We start from the raw sequence: 16,993 nt of genomic DNA, 5'->3' as shown, positions 1-16,993 counted from the left end.
GCATAGAAAACCCCCATCAAGAGGGGCTTGCGCCATAACAACGCCAGAAGGGATCACAATGAAAAAGACCTTGTTTGCCATCACGGCCGCCGCCGCTCTCAGCTTTGCATCTGCCACTTTTGCACAAACAAAGCTGACAATTGCCAATTGGCTGCCGCCGTCACATCCTCTCGTTTCCGAGGTTATTGTGCCCATGGCACAGAAAATCTCCGAGGTGACTGGCGGCGAAGTCACGGCCAGCATGTTGCCAGCCCCCTTGGGGCCGCCACCTGCGCAGTTTGATCTGGCGGCCAATGGCGTGGCCGATATCACCTTTGGGGTGCAGGGCTATAATGCCGGACGCTTCAAGACCACCAATCTTGCTGAACTGCCGTTTTTGGGCAATAGCTCTGAAGCCATTTCGGTGGCCTACTGGCGCACCTATGAGAAAATGCTCTTTAAGGCTGGGGAGTATGACAAGGTCAAAGTCCTGGCTGTCTTCACCCATGGGCCTGGCGAAATCTTTTTGAAAAAAGGCGACGTCACAGCCGTGGATGTGCTGAAAGGACAAAAGCTTCGCACCGGCGGTGGCTTTGTCAACCAGATCGTTGCCCAATTGGGAGCGGTTCCTGTTGAAGGGCCATCGTCCAAGGCCTATGAGCTTTTGAGCCAGGGCGTTGCCGACGGCATTCTGTTTCCGTTTGAATCGGTCAATTCTTTCAAGCTGATCCCTGAATTGAATGAGGCTATTACCGTACCGGGCGGCCTGTACAATACCTCGTTTTTCATTGTCATGAACAAGGCAAAATGGCGCAGCCTGACGCCAAAGCAGCAGGCCGAAATTGACAGCGTCACTGGCGAGGCACTTGCACGCATGGCCGGGCAAATGTGGGATCGCGCCGATGCCAAAGGGCTGGAAGCCATGAAGGGCAAGATTAAAATCTCCCCCGCCACGGATGAACAGCTGACGGCTTGGAAAAAAGCGCTCCAGCCTGCCATTGATGCCCAGATCGAGGCCGTGTCGAAAACCGGCATTGACGGCAAGGCCGCCCACGCTCTGTTCATGTCGGAACTGGCTACGGCTTCAAAATGATATCGCAAGACAGATTGCCGGAAGACCTCGCCTCGGCAGCACCAAGGCCGGTGAAAAGCAAAGCGGTGATATGGTTGCAACGGATAATGGCGCTTTTAGGCGGCATTCTTCTTCTCGTGATGATGGCCATGACCATTGTCGACGTGATTGGTCGCTACGCTTTCAACAGCCCCTTGCGGGGGGCTGGCGAATTGACCGAGCTGTTGCTGGTCTCGCTCATCTTTATGGGCTTGCCTGCCGTGACGCTTGAAAATGGCCATGTGACCGTGGACGTGCTAAGCGACCATCTGCCGAAATGGTCTGAACGCTGGCGTCTCGCCCTCATCGGCATCATCAACACCGTTATTCTCGCCCTGATTGGCTGGCAAATCTGGCTCCATGCCAGCCAGATTGGGGCTTACGGCGATGTCACCACGACATTGCGCCTGCCAATTGCCCCGATTGGCTATTTCTGCGCGCTCTGTACTTTTGCCAGTGCAGCGGCCTCACTCATGGCTTCCTTCCTCGCGCCATCTCATTCCTCCATCAAAGGTTAAGTCGATGCAGCATTGGCCTGTTGGCATTGCAATTTTGCTCACCCTGCTGTTGACCGGTGTGCCCATTGCCTTTGCGATGACGGCTGTGGGACTGGTCGGGGTGGCCTCCATCATCGGCATGACACCGGCCCTTTCCTTGGTGGCCACGGTGTTTTTTGATTATGGCCGGGATTACTCCTTGTCGGTCTTGCCGCTGTTTTTGATCATGGGATATTTCGTGGTGCAATCCGGCATTGCCGAGGAATTGTATAACGCCGCCTATGCCTGGCTGCGCCACCGAAGAGGCGGTCTTGCCACCGCAACCGTGTTGGCCTGCGGTGCCTTTTCATCCGTCTGCGGATCGTCGATGGCGACAGCCGCGACCATGGCGCGCATATCTCTGCCCTCTATGCGCCGGTTCGGCTATCCCGATCATCTGGCCATGGCGACGATTGCGGCGGGCGGCACTCTGGGTATTTTGATACCGCCCTCAGTAATTTTGGTGTTTTACGGCATCATGACACAGCAGGATATTGGCAAGCTGTTTCTGGCCGGCATCATCCCCGGCATTGTCGGGGTGACCGGCTATATCATTGCCGTTCGTATTTCGCTATTTTTCTACAAAGGTACTTTGCCGACCGAGCCGAAACTGCCGCTGATGCAGCGTGTGCGGGCATTGAAGGGCTCAGCCGGGGCAATCTTGCTGTTCGCTTTTGTTATGGGCGGCATTTACCTCGGCGTGTTCACCCCAACCGAGAGTGCAGGCATGGGAGCGGGGGGCGCTTTCCTGCTAACGATTTTACTGGGCAAGTTCAGCCTCAAAGGCCTATTTGACGTTCTGTATGAGACGATGAAAACCTCGGCCATGATGTTTTTCATTCTGTTTGGTGCGCTCACCTTCACCAATTACGTCAATATGTCCGGCATGACACAGGATATTCAGACCTTCATCGGCACCTTCGGTGAAAGCCGCATCAGCCTGATCCTTGTTATTCTGGTGATCTATCTGCTGCTTGGCTGCGTGCTGGAAAGCCTGTCGATGATCATGCTGACCGTGCCGGTGTTTTACCCCATCGCCGAAGCGCATGGTATCAACCTTATCTGGTTTGGTATCTTTATTGTCATGGTCACAGAGGTCAGCCTGATCACGCCGCCGGTGGGCATGAATGCCTTTGTGCTCAAAGCCGTGGTTCAGGATGTCTCGCTGCGCACGATTTTCAAAGGCCTTGCACCATTTGTCTTGATGGACATCCTGCGAATCGGTTTACTGATCCTGCTTCCAGGCATGGCGCTGCTGTTGACGTGAGCGCCGGCCCGGATCGCGGGTTCGTAGCGGGCAGGTGATTGCCCGCCCGCGTGATCAAGGAACCTGCATCACGGAAATAAACATGCCCAATTGGCGGATGGCATTAGCAAAGCCATCATAATCCACCGGTTTGGTGATGTAGACATTGGCGCCCAGATCGTAGCAGCGCTGGATTTCCATCTCATCATCCGTGGTGGTGAGAATAACAATCGGCAAACGCTTGGTGTGGGGATTGGTCTTCAAAAGATCAAGGATTTCCGTGCCTTGCATATCGGGCAGGTTCAAATCCAGCAACACCAGCAGATAGCGATCAATGGACACAACGCCGCTGCGATCTTCGCCCAGGATAAAATCCAGCGCGGAGCCGCCATCTGTAAAGGGGATGATCTCATTGTTGACGCCAGCGCGCCGAACATTCTTTTCGATGAGGCGCGCATGGCCCTCATCATCTTCGATCATCACGATCGTGACTTCTTTTCCGCTCGCCTTCATACGCCAACTCTCCTTAGGACGACCGATAAATCTGCGGGCACCGTGAGTGTGAATGCCGATCCCTTGCCAAGCTCGGAGCGAACAGAAATATCGCCGCCGAGATTGCGCGCCAAAGACCTGACATGTGCCAATCCTATACCATCACCGGTCTGGTTTTGCTGGCCGGCCCGGCGGAAAAGTTCAAACACCCGCTCATGATCGGCCTCAGCTATTCCGCGCCCGTTGTCTTCAACGGTTGCTTCAATAAATCCGCCCGCCCGTTTTGTGGTCACACTTATCTTCAATGGCCGCTGAGGGGAACGGTATTTGATGGCATTATCCACCAGGTTGGTAAAGATTTGCTCAAGAGACAGGCGATCATTAACAGCATGCAGCGGGGAAGGGGAGATTTGCACCTCGCCATCGGCGGCATCAATGAGATGCTTCAAGCTGTTGACGCTGTTTTCGGCAATCGCACGGATATCAACCATTTCAGGCTTCAACTGCCTGCGACCATCGCGTGAAATTTTCAAGATCGCGTTGATCAACCCGTCCATTTTCGATGTCGAGGAACGGATAAAGCGCAGGGCCTCCGGCACGTCCTCTGCTGCCGCTTCACGGGCACGGGCAATATCATCCTGGCTCAGCGGTGCGCCATCGGCCAGCACATAGTTTTGCATCATCGTCAGGGAGTTTTCCAACTCCGTGGTAAAGCCCATGATGTTGACCAGCGGCGCGCGCAGATCATGGGTAACGATATAGGCAAAGCGCTGCACTTCCTGATTGGCGCGCACCAGATCCTGTGTGCGCTCTTCTACCCGCATTTCCAGCGCTGTATTGAACTTCTGTACTTCCTCGCGCGCCTCATTGATCGAGTGTATATATTGCCGAATCGTCAAAATCGAAATGGCCAAAATGACAATGATGGCCACCGCAGCACCAATCATGATCCATTTCATCTGATCTGATCCAGTGACCTGCTGATTGATGCTGGCATGGATATTGGCATCAGACAGGTCAATAATCGCCTGCAACTGCGCGCGCAGAGTGTTCATCAAATTCTGGCCATGCCCATCACGCACAATCGCCATGGCCTCTGCCTTTTTGCCGTCGGCGGCCAAGGTCAAGGTTGTCGCCAACTCGTTGAGTTTGGCGTTTGTCTGCGAAGGAATGGGGTCGACCAGGGCTTTATACTTGGGGCGTTTTGCTGTCAGCGCAACGAGATTATCAACTGCCGCTGCCACATCCTTCGTTGCTTCCTTGTAAGGGCTGAGGAATTTAGCGTCATTGGTGAGCAGGTATCCGCGCTGCCCACTTTCTGCATCCTGTATAAGACTAAAAAGATCGGCGGCGGCACTGCGCACCGCACGTTCATTGACCAGAACATCAAATGAATCGCGCGTATTGCTGATCAAGACGAGCGTAGATCCAACAATCGCCAAAAGAAGGGAGATGCCCGCAACCACCATCAGAAGAGATGAATGGATAAACTTTCTTTTTATCTTCATAATGTCATGCGTCCAATTCACATCAGGTTCCCGGAGAATACTCCGAACGAAAGCCCATCATCATCATTGCCTTTTTGATTTCTCCCAACATCAAACAGGGCAAGATCAAACGGGGCAAGATCAAAACACGGATTGATTTAGCGCAAGGGATTACTCTAACGAACCGTCCATATCTTGCATGACACAATCACAACAGCCCCTCAACGCGGCCAAGTACACAAAGTTCCCGCTCTTTCTACAGCATGGTTGATTCATGTCGAGACACCCAAAAGCCCTCGCAAAAGGCTAGGGAACAAAACTCTACACCCCACGTTATTGGACAATAACTCAGTTTGACATAGCGAAAAGGAAACAGTCATGGCTGCTCTCAAGCCCGAAGCATCAACTTCGCAAGCAAACGATGCCAAGAAAATCGACTACGCAAATTCGGCCGATGTTGAACAGCAGCTCGAAAAGCTGAGTGCCGAGATTGCGGCGCTGACGAAAATCGTCGCCAGTTTCAGCAATGGCAAGCTCGACGAAGCACAGCAACAGGCGCGGTCCATTGCAGAGGAAATCTCTCAGCGGTCTTCTGCTGCTGCATCCGACATCAAGGATCGTATTGTCGCCGCTGAAAGCGACCTTGAAGCACAGATTCGTCGCAATCCGCTTGCGTCCGTGGGTATAGCAGCCGGAATTGGCTTTATTGCTGCACTGCTGTCGTCACGCCGCTAAGCTGGAGAGTTATTATGGGCGATGCCGCCGGTCACATTCTATCCGCACTGATGGGACGTATCGTGCCACAAGCACGGGCAGTCCAACGCAATGCGGCAGGAGGAGCCTTGATCGTGCTCTTCATGGTAACCGCCTATGTCGCGCTGGTGGTTGCGGCATGGTTTGCTGTTGCCAATATCTACGGCCCGGTCAACGCCAGCATGGCGATTGCGGCAGGCTCACTTATACTTTGCCTGCTCGCTTGGGGCGTGACCAGCCTTCTGAACCGGCGGGCTGAACGACGCCAACTGGAGATACAGAGACTGCGCGCCAGCGTGTCACCGGAATTACAATTGGCAGAAACAGCGCTTGGCATCTTGCCCGAACTGGTGCGCAACAAGCCTGTTTTGACGCTGGCATGCGTGGCGCTCGCCGCCTTTGCCGTGACGAAAAGTGCCAAATCCAAATGAAGCTTTAAAAGAAGCAATGCGTGAAAAGACGCGCCGAAGACATGGTGCCACCCTCGAAATCGCATTTAAAGGTTGGTTTTTCTCCCAATGCGTGGAGATGAAAGGAGCAGCCAATGGAAACCGTAGACGATCTTCCAACCCGCATGCAGGATCTCCTCAACGATGAAAATCTGACAAGAGGAGAAAAGATTGAAGCCTTGAAGGGTCTTTATGAGCACGGTCGCGCAGAACAGCGAACGGCTTCCGAAAGCCCTATGATTGACGATGATGGCCTTAATGACACATTGCGCAATATTGAAAAAGCTCTCGCAGACCTTGGTGCCAAATTATAAGCCCGTAAACCCGGACGGTGGGGTGAGCTTTAAGCACCCGCTTGAGCGCAAAACATGAGGTAATTCTGCATTAAAAAAATATAGAAAAAAATGTCTCGACGGCGGAACTTTTTTGAATGCAACTCGTTATGATCGAGTGGGGCAATTGCGCCTTAAAAATAGAAAGACTGGAGAGTATTAATGTCGTTGACAGCGCGTGTTGCAGCTCATCTTCCTTATCTGCGGCGCTTTGCCCGTGCCGTTACCGGTTCACAATCTTCAGGCGATGCTTATGTGGCGGCGGCGCTAGAGGCGTTGATTGCCGATCTGTCCATTTTTCCAACCGCAGCCAATGATAAAATTGCGGTCTACAAACTTTTTGCCCAGATTTTCGATCGTCTCGATGTGGTTGTTACGCCGCAGGAATCGCCCTTCGCCTGGGAGCGGCGCGCAGCAGACAACCTTTTGAATTTGCCCAAAACCGAGCGGATTGCGTTTCTTCTTGTCTCTCTGGAAGGCTTTTCTCCCAGTGAAGCGGCAGAGATTCTCGGCGTCGGCGAGGATGATTTCTCTGCTCTGATCGATGAAGCATCCCGCCAGATTGCCGAGCAGGTGGCAACCGAGATCATGATCATTGAGGATGAGCCTCTGATTGCGATGGACATTGAGCAGATGGTGGAAAGCATGGGCCATCGTGTGACGGGCATCGCGCGGACCCATGCCGAAGCTGTGAAGCTGTTTAACGCAACCCAGCCGAAGATGATTTTGGCAGATATTCAACTTGCAGATGGAAGCTCCGGCATTGACGCGGTAAACGACATTCTGAGTGTGGATACTATTCCAGTGATCTTCATTACCGCATTTCCAGAACGGCTTTTGACAGGTCAGCGCCCTGAACCAGCGTTTCTGGTCACCAAGCCGTTTAACCCCGACATGGTCAAAGCGCTGATCAGTCAGGCTTTGTTTTTCAATGTCCGGCAAAAGGAACTTGCGTGATTGCTCATCACGAAGACTAGAAAAGGCCGCAGAAGAAACGTTTATCAGGATGAGAGTTTGACCCTACGTCCTGATAGAGCCTTGTTGTGCCAGCCATTTCGCCTACGATGTGCGCCGTTCCGACGGCGATAAAACTGGAATGACTGAAAATCGGAGAATGATCAGGTGCGGAGATTTTCATGGGTCGAGCCAGGAGAAATTGAAGCGGTTTCACGCGATTTCTTTATTCATGCGTTGATCGATCTGGGTGCCTGCTATTTGCTTTATAATGACGCGGGTCGGTGCATGTGTATCACTGGCCTTCCCGCGATATGGCGAACAGACTCCGATAATCCACCAACCGATATTGCGATTTTTGGCGAAGCGATTGCCGACCGCCTGTTGAATTTGCGAAGCAAACTTCTCAAGGCGGGCGATCATGCCACGCTTGAGATTGACCTTGCCGAAAAGGGCGTCTTTGAATTTCGCTGTCGCAAAGTGTCTATACCCGGACATGGCCTCTACTCCATCATGTCCATTGAAGACAAGACAGAAGAGCGGCGGCGCGAACGCGCCTTGCGGATGTTGTTGATGGAGGTGAGCCACCGCTCCAAAAACCTTCTCGCCGTTGTGCAGGGAATTGCCTCGCAAACAGCGCGCTTTTCTGGAACGCTTGATAATTTCCTGCAAAAATTCCGGGGACGGCTCTACGCTCTCTCCAAAGCGCAGGATATTGTCACGGAGTCAGAGTGGCGCGGCGTTGGCTTTATGGACCTGCTGAACGCGCAGCTTGAGCTCAGCAATCCAGGCAAAGTCGCCCAAATTAAAATGTCGGGGCAGAATATCCTGCTGTCTCCCAATGCCGCGATGCATATCGGATTGGCCCTGCATGAATTGATTGTCAATTCAATCAATTATGGCGGAGGGCTGGACGTTGCCGGGTCCATTCGCGTGTCCTGTCATCTGGAGCAGGTTGATGGCAAACCGTACATCAATGTGGGATGGGAAGAAGATCTGCCAGACGCATCGCAGGCTGCCGACCAACAACTGAAAGCCCGGTTTGGCAGCACGGTCCTGGAAAAGGTCGTGCCTGTTTCGGTCAACGGTCAAGCCATTTACTCAATTGATCATCGTGGCATTTTCTACGATCTGAAATTCCCTGTCGACGTGAGCGAATAGCCCAGGAAGACTTCCCGTTTATGGCATTGTGCGGCGCGAAACACCGGATCTGTCGAGATCAGCGGTGTGCTTCGCGCTGGGAAAGAGGACATCATGAAGCTATTCCATTGCACCGGCTGTGAAAATCCGGTTTTCTTCGACAGCTTTAGTTGCGTGGCCTGCGCGCGATCACTCGGTTACATACCATCCCGCGCAGAGATGGTGGCCTATCAGGATGCGCCACCTGCTGGCTTTCTGGTTTGCGCAAACGCCGAAAAAGGCGGATGTAACTGGCTGGTAAATGAAACGGATGGCTCACCCTATTGCTTCTCCTGTCGGCTGAGCAGCATGGTGCCAGACCTGTCGGATGAGGCCAATCTTGAGCGTTGGCGGCGGCTGGAGGCCGCCAAACGGTATTTTCTCTACGGAGTTTTCCATCTCGGGTTGCCGATTGTTTCACGCATTCAAGACCCGGAAAATGGGTTGGCCTTTGAATTGCTGGCGGATTGGTCAGATGACCCCAAAGATTCCATTATGACTGGGCACAGCAATGGTCTCATCACCATTGATGTCGCCGAGGCCGACGGCTCGGAACGCGAAGCGCGGCGCAACGCATTTTGCGAACCTATTCGCACGCTGCTGGGACATTACCGCCATGAATCGGGCCATTATTATTGGAAACAACTGGTTGAAAAGAAAGGTCAGGTTGATCAGGCCAGAGCAATGTTCGGCGACGAACGTGACGACTATCAACAGGCCTTGAAAACCTATTATGCCAATGGGCCTGCCCCCAACTGGCAGGAGCAGTTTATCAGTGCCTATGCGTCCAGCCACCCACACGAGGACTTTGCAGAAAGCTGGGCGCATTATCTGCATATTGCCGATAGCCTTGAGACGGCGATTTCTCATGGGTTGGCAAGGATTGACGGATCAGATGCAGATATGCCGTTTGATGAGATGATCAAGATTTGGATTCCGCTGACCGTCTCCGTTAACGCGCTCAATCGGGCTATGGGGCAGCCGGATCTCTATCCGTTTGTGCTAACTGATCCGGTCATCAACAAGCTGCGCTTCATCCATGATCTCATCCGCCAGCCATAAAAATGGCGAAAACACGGCAAAATTCAGGAACAAAACCCCTTCTATTTTGTTTCTCTCAAAGCGTTTGAACACAGTGCAAATTTAAAGGCACGGTGTTGTCAATTTCTGCTTTAGCAGCGGGGCAATCCACGAGCCGATCTTTACATTTCGGTTCGGGACCAAGGATGGGGCATATTATGGGGAATTTTGCAGCGGTTCTTGTGCTTATCGCTTGCCCGGCAAGCGGGACAACCTGCGTGAGCGAACCCGTCCGGGTTATATCCTATGACAGTGCAATGGCCTGTGCTGCGCAGCGGGAGGATGAGATACGCAAAGTCACCGTCCCCGGATTTAAAATTTATGGCGAGTGCAATTCTGTCAACGGTGATTTATTGGCGAAAAGACCTCGCATCGACATCAAGCGCGACGTTGAAACCACGAGCCCATCCCGGCTGGAAGGTGAAACTCTCACGCCTTCAAGGGGCAGGGCTTTCTTCTAAAGCATGTCGCGCTTTATTGTTCTGAATAAACGATATTTTAGACACAGAAAAAATATGAAGCCTGTTTCAGATTCAATTTATCCAAACAGACTGTCGCTTTCCTTGTTTTCATTTGTTTATCCGGGAAAACCGGATTCCACTTTTCCCTGACAAACTCGTATCTCGCAATACACATAAAGATTGTTCAATTATAGTATCGAGAAAACACCGCGACAATCAAGCCGCGGTGTTTATTCATCACACGTCTGTATCTTCAAATCTTAAGTTCGGCGGAAACCACCAAACACCAAGGAAATGATAAACAACGCGATGAAGATGAAGAATAGAATTTTTGCAATTCCGACAGATGCACCTGCGATGCCCCCGAAGCCAAGGGCTGCGGCAATCAGGGCTACAACAAGAAATACGAGTGAATAGTAAAGCATGACGTCTCTCCTCTTGTTTTCTGGGAGATAAACGCCATCGATAGATGATTGTTCCGACAGAACATGATTTATTTCGAAACGAATGCATCTATAATATTGAAAAAACCGCAGGCCGTTTCTGAAGTATTTTTTGCAGCATTTTTAAAATGTTGAAGCATCCTTTGTGTGCCATATCTGATCAGAGCTGCCACAGCACCAGACAACAAGAAGGTTGGTTGGAAAAAATCAAGGACAGAAACGCAATTTTTACAAACCACGGAACTTAAATGGCCGATCCGCGTTTTCGTGAAAAGCTATGTTAGAAAGCAGTGACGATGAACAATACAGTAGACAACAGTAATCAAGGATCGCCGCCATCGCAAGCCGGTCAGAACGACGGCATTTCGAAACAGCTTAGAAAATTTTATCAGGAGCTGGAGCAGGAAGCCGTACCTGATAATTTGTTGATGCTATTGGATAAATTGGACCAGGCCGAAAAAGCGAGTGCCGCGGCAAGGAAGAAATCCGATGACTGATACAGCTCCGAGCGATCACGATTTCAAACGACTTCTTTTGGCGAGCATTCCAAGTCTGCGTGCGTTTGCATTGTCGCTGTCAGGCGTCCCTGATCGAGCAGACGATCTGTTGCAAGAGACCATCATGAAGGCGTGGGCCAAACAAAGTAGTTTCGAGCCCGGCACCAATATTAAAGCATGGCTTTTTACCATTCTTCGCAACGAATTTTACTCGCAGATGCGCAAGCGCGGACGCGAGATTGGCGACCCAGACGATATTTACACATCGCAAATGGCCGTCCAGCCGAGCCAGCACGGCGCGATGGATATGGAAGATTTCAAAAAGGCCCTTGCTGAATTGTCCGACGACCAGCGCGAAGCGATCATTCTCGTGTCTGCATCGGGCTTCAGCTACGATGAAGCCGCAGAAATCTGCAACTGCGCCGTTGGAACAATCAAAAGCCGAATCAATCGGGCACGCGCTCGGCTGCAAGAACTGCTTGGTATTGATGGCGAGGGCGATTTTGGCCCTGATGCTCACACTGCGGCCGTCATCAGGCCGTCAGCCCTATCGTAATTGATCCCGCCTCTCTTTGCCCTCATGAACCTTCCACTGTGAAATCTTCCTGGAAGGTAACAATTGAGGGGTTTTAAAAACAAATCGGTCTGCCGAAGCAACCCGCAATGTATCTGGTTTGGTCTGAACCGAATATGACATCGTGCGACACCTTCTGATAGCAAGATGTCTACTTTATATCATCTCGATTGAACCCAAAACCGATCGCGATTTTGGGTTCAATGACTCTCTTGTTACACCAAGGCTCGAAGATGCGAGAGCATCCTCGCCTTGAAGACATTGCAAATATCTCAAATGCATCAGACGCTTGAGATATTTGCAAAAGGAATACCAAAAGTCATTTTCAATGACTCTTGGCATTACACCTCGCTTGAGTTGAAATTCAACTCTGTCATGAAATCGCGAATGGCTTGCTCATAGAACGGCTTTTCAAACACCGCCAGAACATCACCTTGCACTCGTTCGTGATCCAGCAATTGACCCGTGTGCATGAACACCAGTCCCGCACGGTGGGTACGCACAATTTCCGCCTGACTTACTTGCTCCGCCGCTGTGGGAGCTGCATCGACAAAAACCAGATCAAATGAGGCGGCGAGCGCCTGCGCGAGATCATCGCGACGGCAGATTTCAACAGCACAAGGCCGCGTTTCCGTGAGGATCCGCTGCGCTTCGAGACCAATCATATAGTTATTGTCCGCAATCAGAATGCGGGGAACAAACCCATTCAAACATATTACTCCTATGCCGCCGATCGGTGTCATCGGACAAACCGGTCCGGGCCGGTCCGGGGTGGGGGAGGCTCAATAATGCTCTCCAAGGGCGTGAAAAGATCAGTCACGGCCGCAACTGTCATTTAAAAAAGACATGTTCCAAGCGCTTTTAAGGAACGAAATGCCCACTTTTTTCATTTTTAATAAGGGATACGGCCCCGCGAAGGAGAAATTTTATGGATTCCCGCATCATCGCTTCGCCAACAAAATGCTCAAGCTGTCCCTTGAAGACAATCAATGCTTTTCGGCCCCACACGACCAATGAGGAGAACTTTATCGCCTCGTTCAAGTCTGGTGAATTAAGCTGCGAACCGGGCATGACTGTTATAGAGGAGGGTGCCCATAGCCCCCATCTCTACACGATTTTAGAGGGCTGGGGTTTTCGCTACAAAACACTGGAAGATGGGCGACGCCAAATCCTCAATTACGTGCTGCCGGGCGACATGATCGGCCTTCAGGGCGCAATGTTGGAACACATGGACCATAGCGTCGATGCGCTCACCCCCATGAGGCTTTGCGTCTTTGAGCGCAGCCGCATGTTTTCTCTTTTCGAGAAACATCCCGGTATCGCTTTTGACATCACATGGCTGGCATCACGCGAAGAGAGCATTCTGGACGAGCATCTTCTCAGTGTCGGGCGGCGCACTGCCCTTGAGCGTGCTGCCTATCTGATGGCCTTCCTGCATCATAGAGCCGTGAGAGCAGGAATTGCCTGCGAAAGCAGCGCGTTTCTACCCGTAACCCAAAATATGGTTGCCGATACGCTTGGCCTTTCCATTGTTCATACCAACAAGACGCTGAAAAAGCTGGCTACGTTGCAGTTCATCCGCTGGCGTGATCGCGGCTGTGAAGTGCTGAGGCCCAAAGCCCTGGCCGAACTGGCAAAGTGGGACCCTCTTTCACGACAGGAACGACCCTATATTTAAAGCCTCACAGGCGCTAGTCCTTTGTTTTTTCTGGAAAACCGGATTCCACAGTTTTCCTGAAAATTCGACAGCGCCGGGCACCAGATATGGCGCAAGGTGCTGTCGTATTTTCAATCGGCGACAGCACGCAAGATCGCGCGCCAATCCTGTTTGCCACCCAGAAGACGCAGCACATTGATATGATCGTCGTAAGCCGTGTAAACAATCAAATGGTTTTGATGAACGTGAATACGCACGGGAGGATCAAACTCCAGCCGCTCGCGCGCCATTGTGGGCATAGCAGCAATGATATTAAAAACGTGGGATAGAGCATCCACATAGGTGTCGGCCTGCTCTATCGACCATGTTTCAGCCGTGTACCGCCAGATATCTTCAAGATCTTCCAGCGCTTTTGGCGAGAGCTGGACGCGCAACGGATCAGCGGACGACATGACGCTCGCGCATTTTCAACTTGAAAGCACTGGCGTCAAAGGGTTCGGCGTCACCACTTTCCACGCCTTCGGTAATGGCCGCTTGCAAGGTCGAAATTGCGTTTTGCCGTTCCTGATCTTTACGGATCAAATCACGGACATAATCGCTGGTATTGCTATAACGTCCGCCGCTCGCCTGACGCTCAACCCATAATTTCATGGGATCAGGCAGTGAAACATTCATCGTCGCCATGACAATTCTCCTCGTTATTCTCCTTAGAATAACGAGGAATGGCATTATTTGTCAAATTCGTTGGCAATATTTGCCATAAAACGATCAACGATCGAGTGTGGCTCGCAATTTATAAGCCCCGTTCACGCTTGCTTCAAAGGTCGCCGGAAGCGATGCTTTTAAAAGACCGCACAGAGAACCCGTCGTGACAATATTGCCAGCCTTCAACAAGCCGATTTTATCGTCATCCGCCAAGGCATAAGCAAGAATTGGCGCCAGGACACCGCCAAAGGGATGCTTTGCCTTAGCGGCAAATATCGTCTCTCCATTGGCCGAGATCGTCAGGTCTGCTCCGTCAATATCGACACCACCAGCCCAGTTTTCGTTGCCCGCGACAAATGCACTGTTGGACATATTATCGGCCAAGTGGGCGTTTTCATCGGCCACTTGCGGATCAGAAAACCGTGTCGCACAAATCTCAAAGCCAAAGATAAAGCGCTCAATGGCGGGCAAAATGCCGTCTACTCCATGGGCTGCCATGGAGGCGGTGATGTCGCTCTTCAAGACGACGGCAAGTTCAAACTCAATGCCGGTATAGCCTGCATCGGAAATCGCAATGGCCTCACTATTCGAGACACTGCGATTGCTGAAGATCGGAGCACCCACAGCTGTACCATCTTTTCTGAGCGCTATTTTAAAGGTCGTGGCCGATTGCTTGAGCTGGCTCATCACCGCCTTTTGCACATCAAAAGCTTGGGCGACACTCAGGCCATTCAAGCGGTCCGCCTCGATCAAACCATTGGTTTGGAGGGCTTTGGCAATATCCAGGGCAATGGTTTCAGACACAGGCATTTCTCCTCAAGCAGGCCAGTCGGGTCAGGAGCAAATCTATGACAGCATTGCATTGATTGATCCACCGGAAATCCATCCGGCTGCAAAAGATCCCCTACCACGAAAAAGTCGATTGATAACAACACTCATAATAGAGCGGCAATACAAATACTCGGAGAGTCTGACGAAGTATTTTCTTGATTAAATAGAAATTAACTCATGAGATATTCGAAATATTTAAATAGATTCAGAATTAATAAAAATATTAATATTCATTCAATAATCATATGAAAAATGCTATATGATTAAATCACATATATAAATGACAATATGATTTTATCATATCTATATCTCAGTGAATAAGGCACCAAATCGTCTTAATCACATAACATCTCTATGGACATATCCAAAGTATAATGCCAATAAGCACTGCAAACTTGAATCATCGGGGGATATCTATGTTTTTCAATGGTGTGCGCACAAGTCTTGTCGCAATTTCCTTCAGCTTTATGTGCAGCGGCCTAAACTTCACCGCCGCCCATGCGGAAGAGTACTCTTTCAAGGTTACAAACTCTACCAATACGACCATCACCAAAATCCTGGTATCCGAGAACAAGCGGAAATGGGGCTATTTTGATATCGGGCGCGGCATCAAACCAGGTGCGACGACGAAGCTCGTATGGGACCAAAGCACGAATAGCGAGAATTGCACGCAATGGGTCAAGGCGGTCTTTGCCGATGACAGCGAAGCGGAGCCAACCAAGTTCGATTTCTGCGAAAGCGGACTTGAGATCGAATTCTGAGGAAATTATCCGAACCACAGTATCCGAGGCAAAGGTTTCTGAGCTTCAAAAGCCCCTCCTCAAGGGGGGCTCAGCTTATTGACAAACCTCTCGCTCGACGTTTCGTCACCCTCGGGCCTGCCCCGAGGGTCTGCCGTGGCTGGATAAGCAATTGACTTTGCTTATGAAATTAGCGTGGTTAGATGCTCGGCACAGGGCCGAGCATGACGTCGAGGATAAATTTAGGGTTTGTCAGCAGTCTGAGCCCCTCCTCAAGAGGGGCCAGCTTATTGACAAACCTCTCGCTCGACGTTTCGTCACCCTCGGGCCTGTCCCGAGGGTCTGCCGTGGCTGGATAAGCAATTGACTTTGCTTATGAAATTAGTGTGGTTAGATGCTCGGCACAGGGCCGAGCATGACGTCGAGGATAAATTTAGGGTTTGTCAGCAGTCTGGCCCCTCCTCAAGAGGGGCTTTCTTTTTCTGTGTCGAGTGTTTTCAACCAGACTCGGCGCAGTGCTCTAAGCGCTTGTTTACGAGCCAGATTATCTGAATACCGCCGCTTCAGCTGCCCTGATAGCCAAGGGCTGCCGACGCCCGCGCGCTGGCGGAGAGAAGCAGATCGATATAATCTGGCTTTCGTGCTTCATCAAAGCGAAAAAGCGGGAATGAAATCGACATGGCAGCAATGGGTTTTCCGAGATAATTGAAGATCGGCACAGCCATGCAGCGCACGCCCGCTTCACTTTCTTCGACCTCTTCAGAAAAACCACGCGCGCGCGTGAGATGCAGGGCTTCAAGCAGCACAGCGGGATCGGTAATGGTGTTCGGCGCGTGTTTTGTCAGCTCCATTTTTGCGATACGCTCCTTCAACTCATCGTCGTCGCGCCATGCCAGAAGGGCCTTTCCCAATGAGGTGCTGTGCAGCGGATTGCGCAGGCCCAGTGTCGATTTCATCGACAGGCCATAGGCCGATTCATATTTGTGGATATAAACGACCCGTTGGTCGCGATCATCGAGAATGCCGAGATTGATCGCCTCGCCGGTGGCACGCGACAGCACGCCCATAGCCTGATCGGCAACCCGCATCAGATCTGATTTTTCAGACAGCGAGCGTGCACCCAAACTGAAGAGCTTCAAGGTGAGACCATATTTTTCCGTCTCGGCATCTTGCTCGACATAGCCGAGCTCAACCATGGTCTGCACCAATCGATGGGCCGTTGTTTTGGATGTCATGGCGCGTTGGGCAAGCTCGGCCAGACCCATGCGCTTTTCTTCCGCCAGGGCCTCCATGACGGCGAACACCTTGAGGGCGGCAGCAACATTCTCTGTTTTGGGTGTGTGCTCAGACATGAGGCGTTCTTATACCAATAGCCATTTTCTGTTTCGGATAGTGCCATTAAAAAACACCGTTGAAAAGTATTTAGGAGTGTGATTTCTTGTTTTTCGAAACGGCGTTCCGAAAAAATAAACACGAGGGCCTCCACC

Annotated in this window: 22 protein-coding genes; 14 read left to right on the top strand and 8 right to left on the bottom strand. The window is 51.4% G+C overall.

From position 1 onward, the window contains the following. Positions 1–58: 58 nt before the first annotated feature. Genes E6C51_RS12360 through E6C51_RS12350 form a run of 3 tightly spaced genes read left to right on the top strand, consistent with a single transcriptional unit; the run spans position 59 to position 2,893 of the window. Positions 59–1,072, top strand: a complete 1,014-nt coding sequence (locus E6C51_RS12360) for a TRAP transporter substrate-binding protein (protein WP_146935721.1) — start codon at positions 59–61, stop codon at positions 1,070–1,072. After that, positions 1,069–1,608 carry a TRAP transporter small permease gene (locus tag E6C51_RS12355; RefSeq protein WP_190236167.1) on the top strand — a complete coding sequence of 180 codons (540 nt, stop codon included), beginning with the start codon at positions 1,069–1,071 and terminating at the stop codon, positions 1,606–1,608. Before E6C51_RS12360 ends, E6C51_RS12355 begins: the two co-directional genes overlap by 4 nt. Before the next feature lie 4 nt (positions 1,609–1,612). Beyond that, positions 1,613–2,893, top strand: a complete 1,281-nt coding sequence (locus E6C51_RS12350; protein ID WP_190236166.1) for a TRAP transporter large permease — start codon at positions 1,613–1,615, stop codon at positions 2,891–2,893. A gap of 54 nt (positions 2,894–2,947) precedes the next feature. Here the strand turns inward: E6C51_RS12350 and E6C51_RS12345 are convergent, their stop codons facing one another. Both E6C51_RS12345 and E6C51_RS12340 read right to left on the bottom strand, forming a co-directional pair. Beyond that, the gene (locus tag E6C51_RS12345; protein ID WP_075639416.1) at positions 2,948–3,385 is read right to left on the bottom strand and encodes a response regulator; all 438 of its coding nucleotides are present in this window, start codon (positions 3,383–3,385) and stop codon (positions 2,948–2,950) included. Continuing rightward, a complete protein-coding gene (locus E6C51_RS12340) occupies positions 3,382–4,872 on the bottom strand; it encodes a sensor histidine kinase (RefSeq protein ID WP_146935717.1) in 1,491 nt (496 codons plus the stop codon). The genes E6C51_RS12345 and E6C51_RS12340 overlap by 4 nt, the downstream gene beginning before the upstream one ends. A gap of 357 nt (positions 4,873–5,229) precedes the next feature. On the opposite strand from E6C51_RS12340, the gene E6C51_RS12335 reads away from it, so the two are divergent. The 7 genes from E6C51_RS12335 to E6C51_RS12305 all read left to right on the top strand — a co-directional run bounded on the left by E6C51_RS12335 (position 5,230) and on the right by E6C51_RS12305 (position 10,059). Continuing rightward, the gene (locus E6C51_RS12335; RefSeq protein ID WP_146935715.1) at positions 5,230–5,586 is read left to right on the top strand and encodes a DUF883 family protein; all 357 of its coding nucleotides are present in this window, start codon (positions 5,230–5,232) and stop codon (positions 5,584–5,586) included. 14 nt (positions 5,587–5,600) lie between these two features. Next, complete coding sequence (locus E6C51_RS12330) at positions 5,601–6,035, top strand: hypothetical protein (protein ID WP_190236165.1); 435 nt, start codon at positions 5,601–5,603, stop codon at positions 6,033–6,035. Between the two features lie 113 nt (positions 6,036–6,148). Then, the gene (locus E6C51_RS12325) at positions 6,149–6,367 is read left to right on the top strand and encodes a hypothetical protein (RefSeq protein ID WP_230987255.1); all 219 of its coding nucleotides are present in this window, start codon (positions 6,149–6,151) and stop codon (positions 6,365–6,367) included. A 180-nt stretch (positions 6,368–6,547) separates the two neighbouring features. Beyond that, positions 6,548–7,342: a response regulator gene (locus E6C51_RS12320; RefSeq protein ID WP_146935711.1), complete on the top strand. Its 795-nt coding sequence runs from the start codon at positions 6,548–6,550 to the stop codon at positions 7,340–7,342. 165 nt (positions 7,343–7,507) lie between these two features. Next, the gene (locus E6C51_RS12315) at positions 7,508–8,500 is read left to right on the top strand and encodes a sensor histidine kinase (RefSeq protein WP_190236164.1); all 993 of its coding nucleotides are present in this window, start codon (positions 7,508–7,510) and stop codon (positions 8,498–8,500) included. 93 nt (positions 8,501–8,593) lie between these two features. Then, a complete protein-coding gene (locus E6C51_RS12310) occupies positions 8,594–9,580 on the top strand; it encodes a zinc-binding metallopeptidase family protein (RefSeq protein WP_190236163.1) in 987 nt (328 codons plus the stop codon). 236 nt (positions 9,581–9,816) lie between these two features. Further along, positions 9,817–10,059, top strand: a complete 243-nt coding sequence (locus tag E6C51_RS12305; RefSeq protein ID WP_190236162.1) for a hypothetical protein — start codon at positions 9,817–9,819, stop codon at positions 10,057–10,059. Positions 10,060–10,319: 260 nt separating this feature from the next. On the opposite strand, the gene E6C51_RS12300 is transcribed toward E6C51_RS12305, so the two are convergent. Beyond that, entirely contained in the window at positions 10,320–10,484 is a 165-nt protein-coding gene (locus E6C51_RS12300) for a DUF1328 domain-containing protein (protein ID WP_190236161.1), read from the bottom strand. A gap of 314 nt (positions 10,485–10,798) precedes the next feature. Here E6C51_RS12300 and E6C51_RS12295 point away from each other — a divergent pair, with 314 nt between their 5' ends. Continuing rightward, positions 10,799–10,999 carry a NepR family anti-sigma factor gene (locus tag E6C51_RS12295; RefSeq protein ID WP_146935705.1) on the top strand — a complete coding sequence of 67 codons (201 nt, stop codon included), beginning with the start codon at positions 10,799–10,801 and terminating at the stop codon, positions 10,997–10,999. After that, the gene (locus E6C51_RS12290; RefSeq protein WP_146935703.1) at positions 10,992–11,555 is read left to right on the top strand and encodes a sigma-70 family RNA polymerase sigma factor; all 564 of its coding nucleotides are present in this window, start codon (positions 10,992–10,994) and stop codon (positions 11,553–11,555) included. Before E6C51_RS12295 ends, E6C51_RS12290 begins: the two co-directional genes overlap by 8 nt. Before the next feature lie 359 nt (positions 11,556–11,914). Here E6C51_RS12290 and E6C51_RS12285 read toward each other — a convergent pair whose 3' ends face one another. Further along, positions 11,915–12,283, bottom strand: coding sequence for a hypothetical protein (locus E6C51_RS12285; RefSeq protein WP_146935701.1), 369 nt, complete (start codon positions 12,281–12,283; stop codon positions 11,915–11,917). A 218-nt stretch (positions 12,284–12,501) separates the two neighbouring features. On the opposite strand from E6C51_RS12285, the gene E6C51_RS12280 reads away from it, so the two are divergent. Next, the gene (locus E6C51_RS12280) at positions 12,502–13,251 is read left to right on the top strand and encodes a Crp/Fnr family transcriptional regulator (protein WP_190236160.1); all 750 of its coding nucleotides are present in this window, start codon (positions 12,502–12,504) and stop codon (positions 13,249–13,251) included. Between the two features lie 110 nt (positions 13,252–13,361). Here the strand turns inward: E6C51_RS12280 and E6C51_RS12275 are convergent, their stop codons facing one another. The 3 genes from E6C51_RS12275 to E6C51_RS12265 form a co-directional block, all read right to left on the bottom strand. After that, positions 13,362–13,682 carry a type II toxin-antitoxin system RelE/ParE family toxin gene (locus E6C51_RS12275; protein ID WP_190236159.1) on the bottom strand — a complete coding sequence of 107 codons (321 nt, stop codon included), beginning with the start codon at positions 13,680–13,682 and terminating at the stop codon, positions 13,362–13,364. Then, positions 13,669–13,914, bottom strand: coding sequence for a type II toxin-antitoxin system ParD family antitoxin (locus tag E6C51_RS12270; RefSeq protein ID WP_146935695.1), 246 nt, complete (start codon positions 13,912–13,914; stop codon positions 13,669–13,671). The genes E6C51_RS12275 and E6C51_RS12270 overlap by 14 nt, the downstream gene beginning before the upstream one ends. 84 nt (positions 13,915–13,998) lie before the next feature. Further along, a complete protein-coding gene (locus E6C51_RS12265) occupies positions 13,999–14,739 on the bottom strand; it encodes a hypothetical protein (RefSeq protein WP_190236158.1) in 741 nt (246 codons plus the stop codon). A 443-nt stretch (positions 14,740–15,182) separates the two neighbouring features. Between E6C51_RS12265 and E6C51_RS12260 the strand changes: the two genes are divergently transcribed. Continuing rightward, a complete protein-coding gene (locus E6C51_RS12260; protein ID WP_146935691.1) occupies positions 15,183–15,527 on the top strand; it encodes a hypothetical protein in 345 nt (114 codons plus the stop codon). A 542-nt stretch (positions 15,528–16,069) separates the two neighbouring features. Here E6C51_RS12260 and kdgR read toward each other — a convergent pair. After that, the gene (gene kdgR / locus E6C51_RS12255; RefSeq protein WP_190236157.1) at positions 16,070–16,858 is read right to left on the bottom strand and encodes a DNA-binding transcriptional regulator KdgR; all 789 of its coding nucleotides are present in this window, start codon (positions 16,856–16,858) and stop codon (positions 16,070–16,072) included. Between the last annotated feature and the right edge of the window lie 135 nt (positions 16,859–16,993).

The organism is Gillisella terrae (genome assembly GCF_004801395.1).
GTDB lineage: Bacteria > Pseudomonadota > Alphaproteobacteria > Rhizobiales > Rhizobiaceae > Allorhizobium > Allorhizobium terrae.
Note: the sequence above shows the minus strand (reverse complement) of the source record. Positions and strands in the feature narration are given on the sequence as shown.

Coding starts and splice junctions, on each gene's coding strand:
- E6C51_RS12280 (WP_190236160.1), top strand. CDS start 12,502: ATGGATTCCCGCATCATCGCTTCGCCAACAAAATGCTCAAGCTGTCCC.
- E6C51_RS12260 (WP_146935691.1), top strand. CDS start 15,183: ATGTTTTTCAATGGTGTGCGCACAAGTCTTGTCGCAATTTCCTTCAGC.
- E6C51_RS12330 (WP_190236165.1), top strand. CDS start 5,601: ATGGGCGATGCCGCCGGTCACATTCTATCCGCACTGATGGGACGTATC.
- E6C51_RS12325 (WP_230987255.1), top strand. CDS start 6,149: ATGGAAACCGTAGACGATCTTCCAACCCGCATGCAGGATCTCCTCAAC.
- E6C51_RS12270 (WP_146935695.1), bottom strand. CDS start 13,914: ATGGCGACGATGAATGTTTCACTGCCTGATCCCATGAAATTATGGGTT.
- E6C51_RS12290 (WP_146935703.1), top strand. CDS start 10,992: ATGACTGATACAGCTCCGAGCGATCACGATTTCAAACGACTTCTTTTG.
- kdgR (WP_190236157.1), bottom strand. CDS start 16,858: ATGTCTGAGCACACACCCAAAACAGAGAATGTTGCTGCCGCCCTCAAG.
- E6C51_RS12350 (WP_190236166.1), top strand. CDS start 1,613: ATGCAGCATTGGCCTGTTGGCATTGCAATTTTGCTCACCCTGCTGTTG.
- E6C51_RS12295 (WP_146935705.1), top strand. CDS start 10,799: ATGAACAATACAGTAGACAACAGTAATCAAGGATCGCCGCCATCGCAA.
- E6C51_RS12300 (WP_190236161.1), bottom strand. CDS start 10,484: ATGCTTTACTATTCACTCGTATTTCTTGTTGTAGCCCTGATTGCCGCA.
- E6C51_RS12345 (WP_075639416.1), bottom strand. CDS start 3,385: ATGAAGGCGAGCGGAAAAGAAGTCACGATCGTGATGATCGAAGATGAT.
- E6C51_RS12310 (WP_190236163.1), top strand. CDS start 8,594: ATGAAGCTATTCCATTGCACCGGCTGTGAAAATCCGGTTTTCTTCGAC.
- E6C51_RS12275 (WP_190236159.1), bottom strand. CDS start 13,682: ATGTCGTCCGCTGATCCGTTGCGCGTCCAGCTCTCGCCAAAAGCGCTG.
- E6C51_RS12340 (WP_146935717.1), bottom strand. CDS start 4,872: ATGAAGATAAAAAGAAAGTTTATCCATTCATCTCTTCTGATGGTGGTT.
- E6C51_RS12360 (WP_146935721.1), top strand. CDS start 59: ATGAAAAAGACCTTGTTTGCCATCACGGCCGCCGCCGCTCTCAGCTTT.
- E6C51_RS12335 (WP_146935715.1), top strand. CDS start 5,230: ATGGCTGCTCTCAAGCCCGAAGCATCAACTTCGCAAGCAAACGATGCC.
- E6C51_RS12355 (WP_190236167.1), top strand. CDS start 1,069: ATGATATCGCAAGACAGATTGCCGGAAGACCTCGCCTCGGCAGCACCA.
- E6C51_RS12320 (WP_146935711.1), top strand. CDS start 6,548: ATGTCGTTGACAGCGCGTGTTGCAGCTCATCTTCCTTATCTGCGGCGC.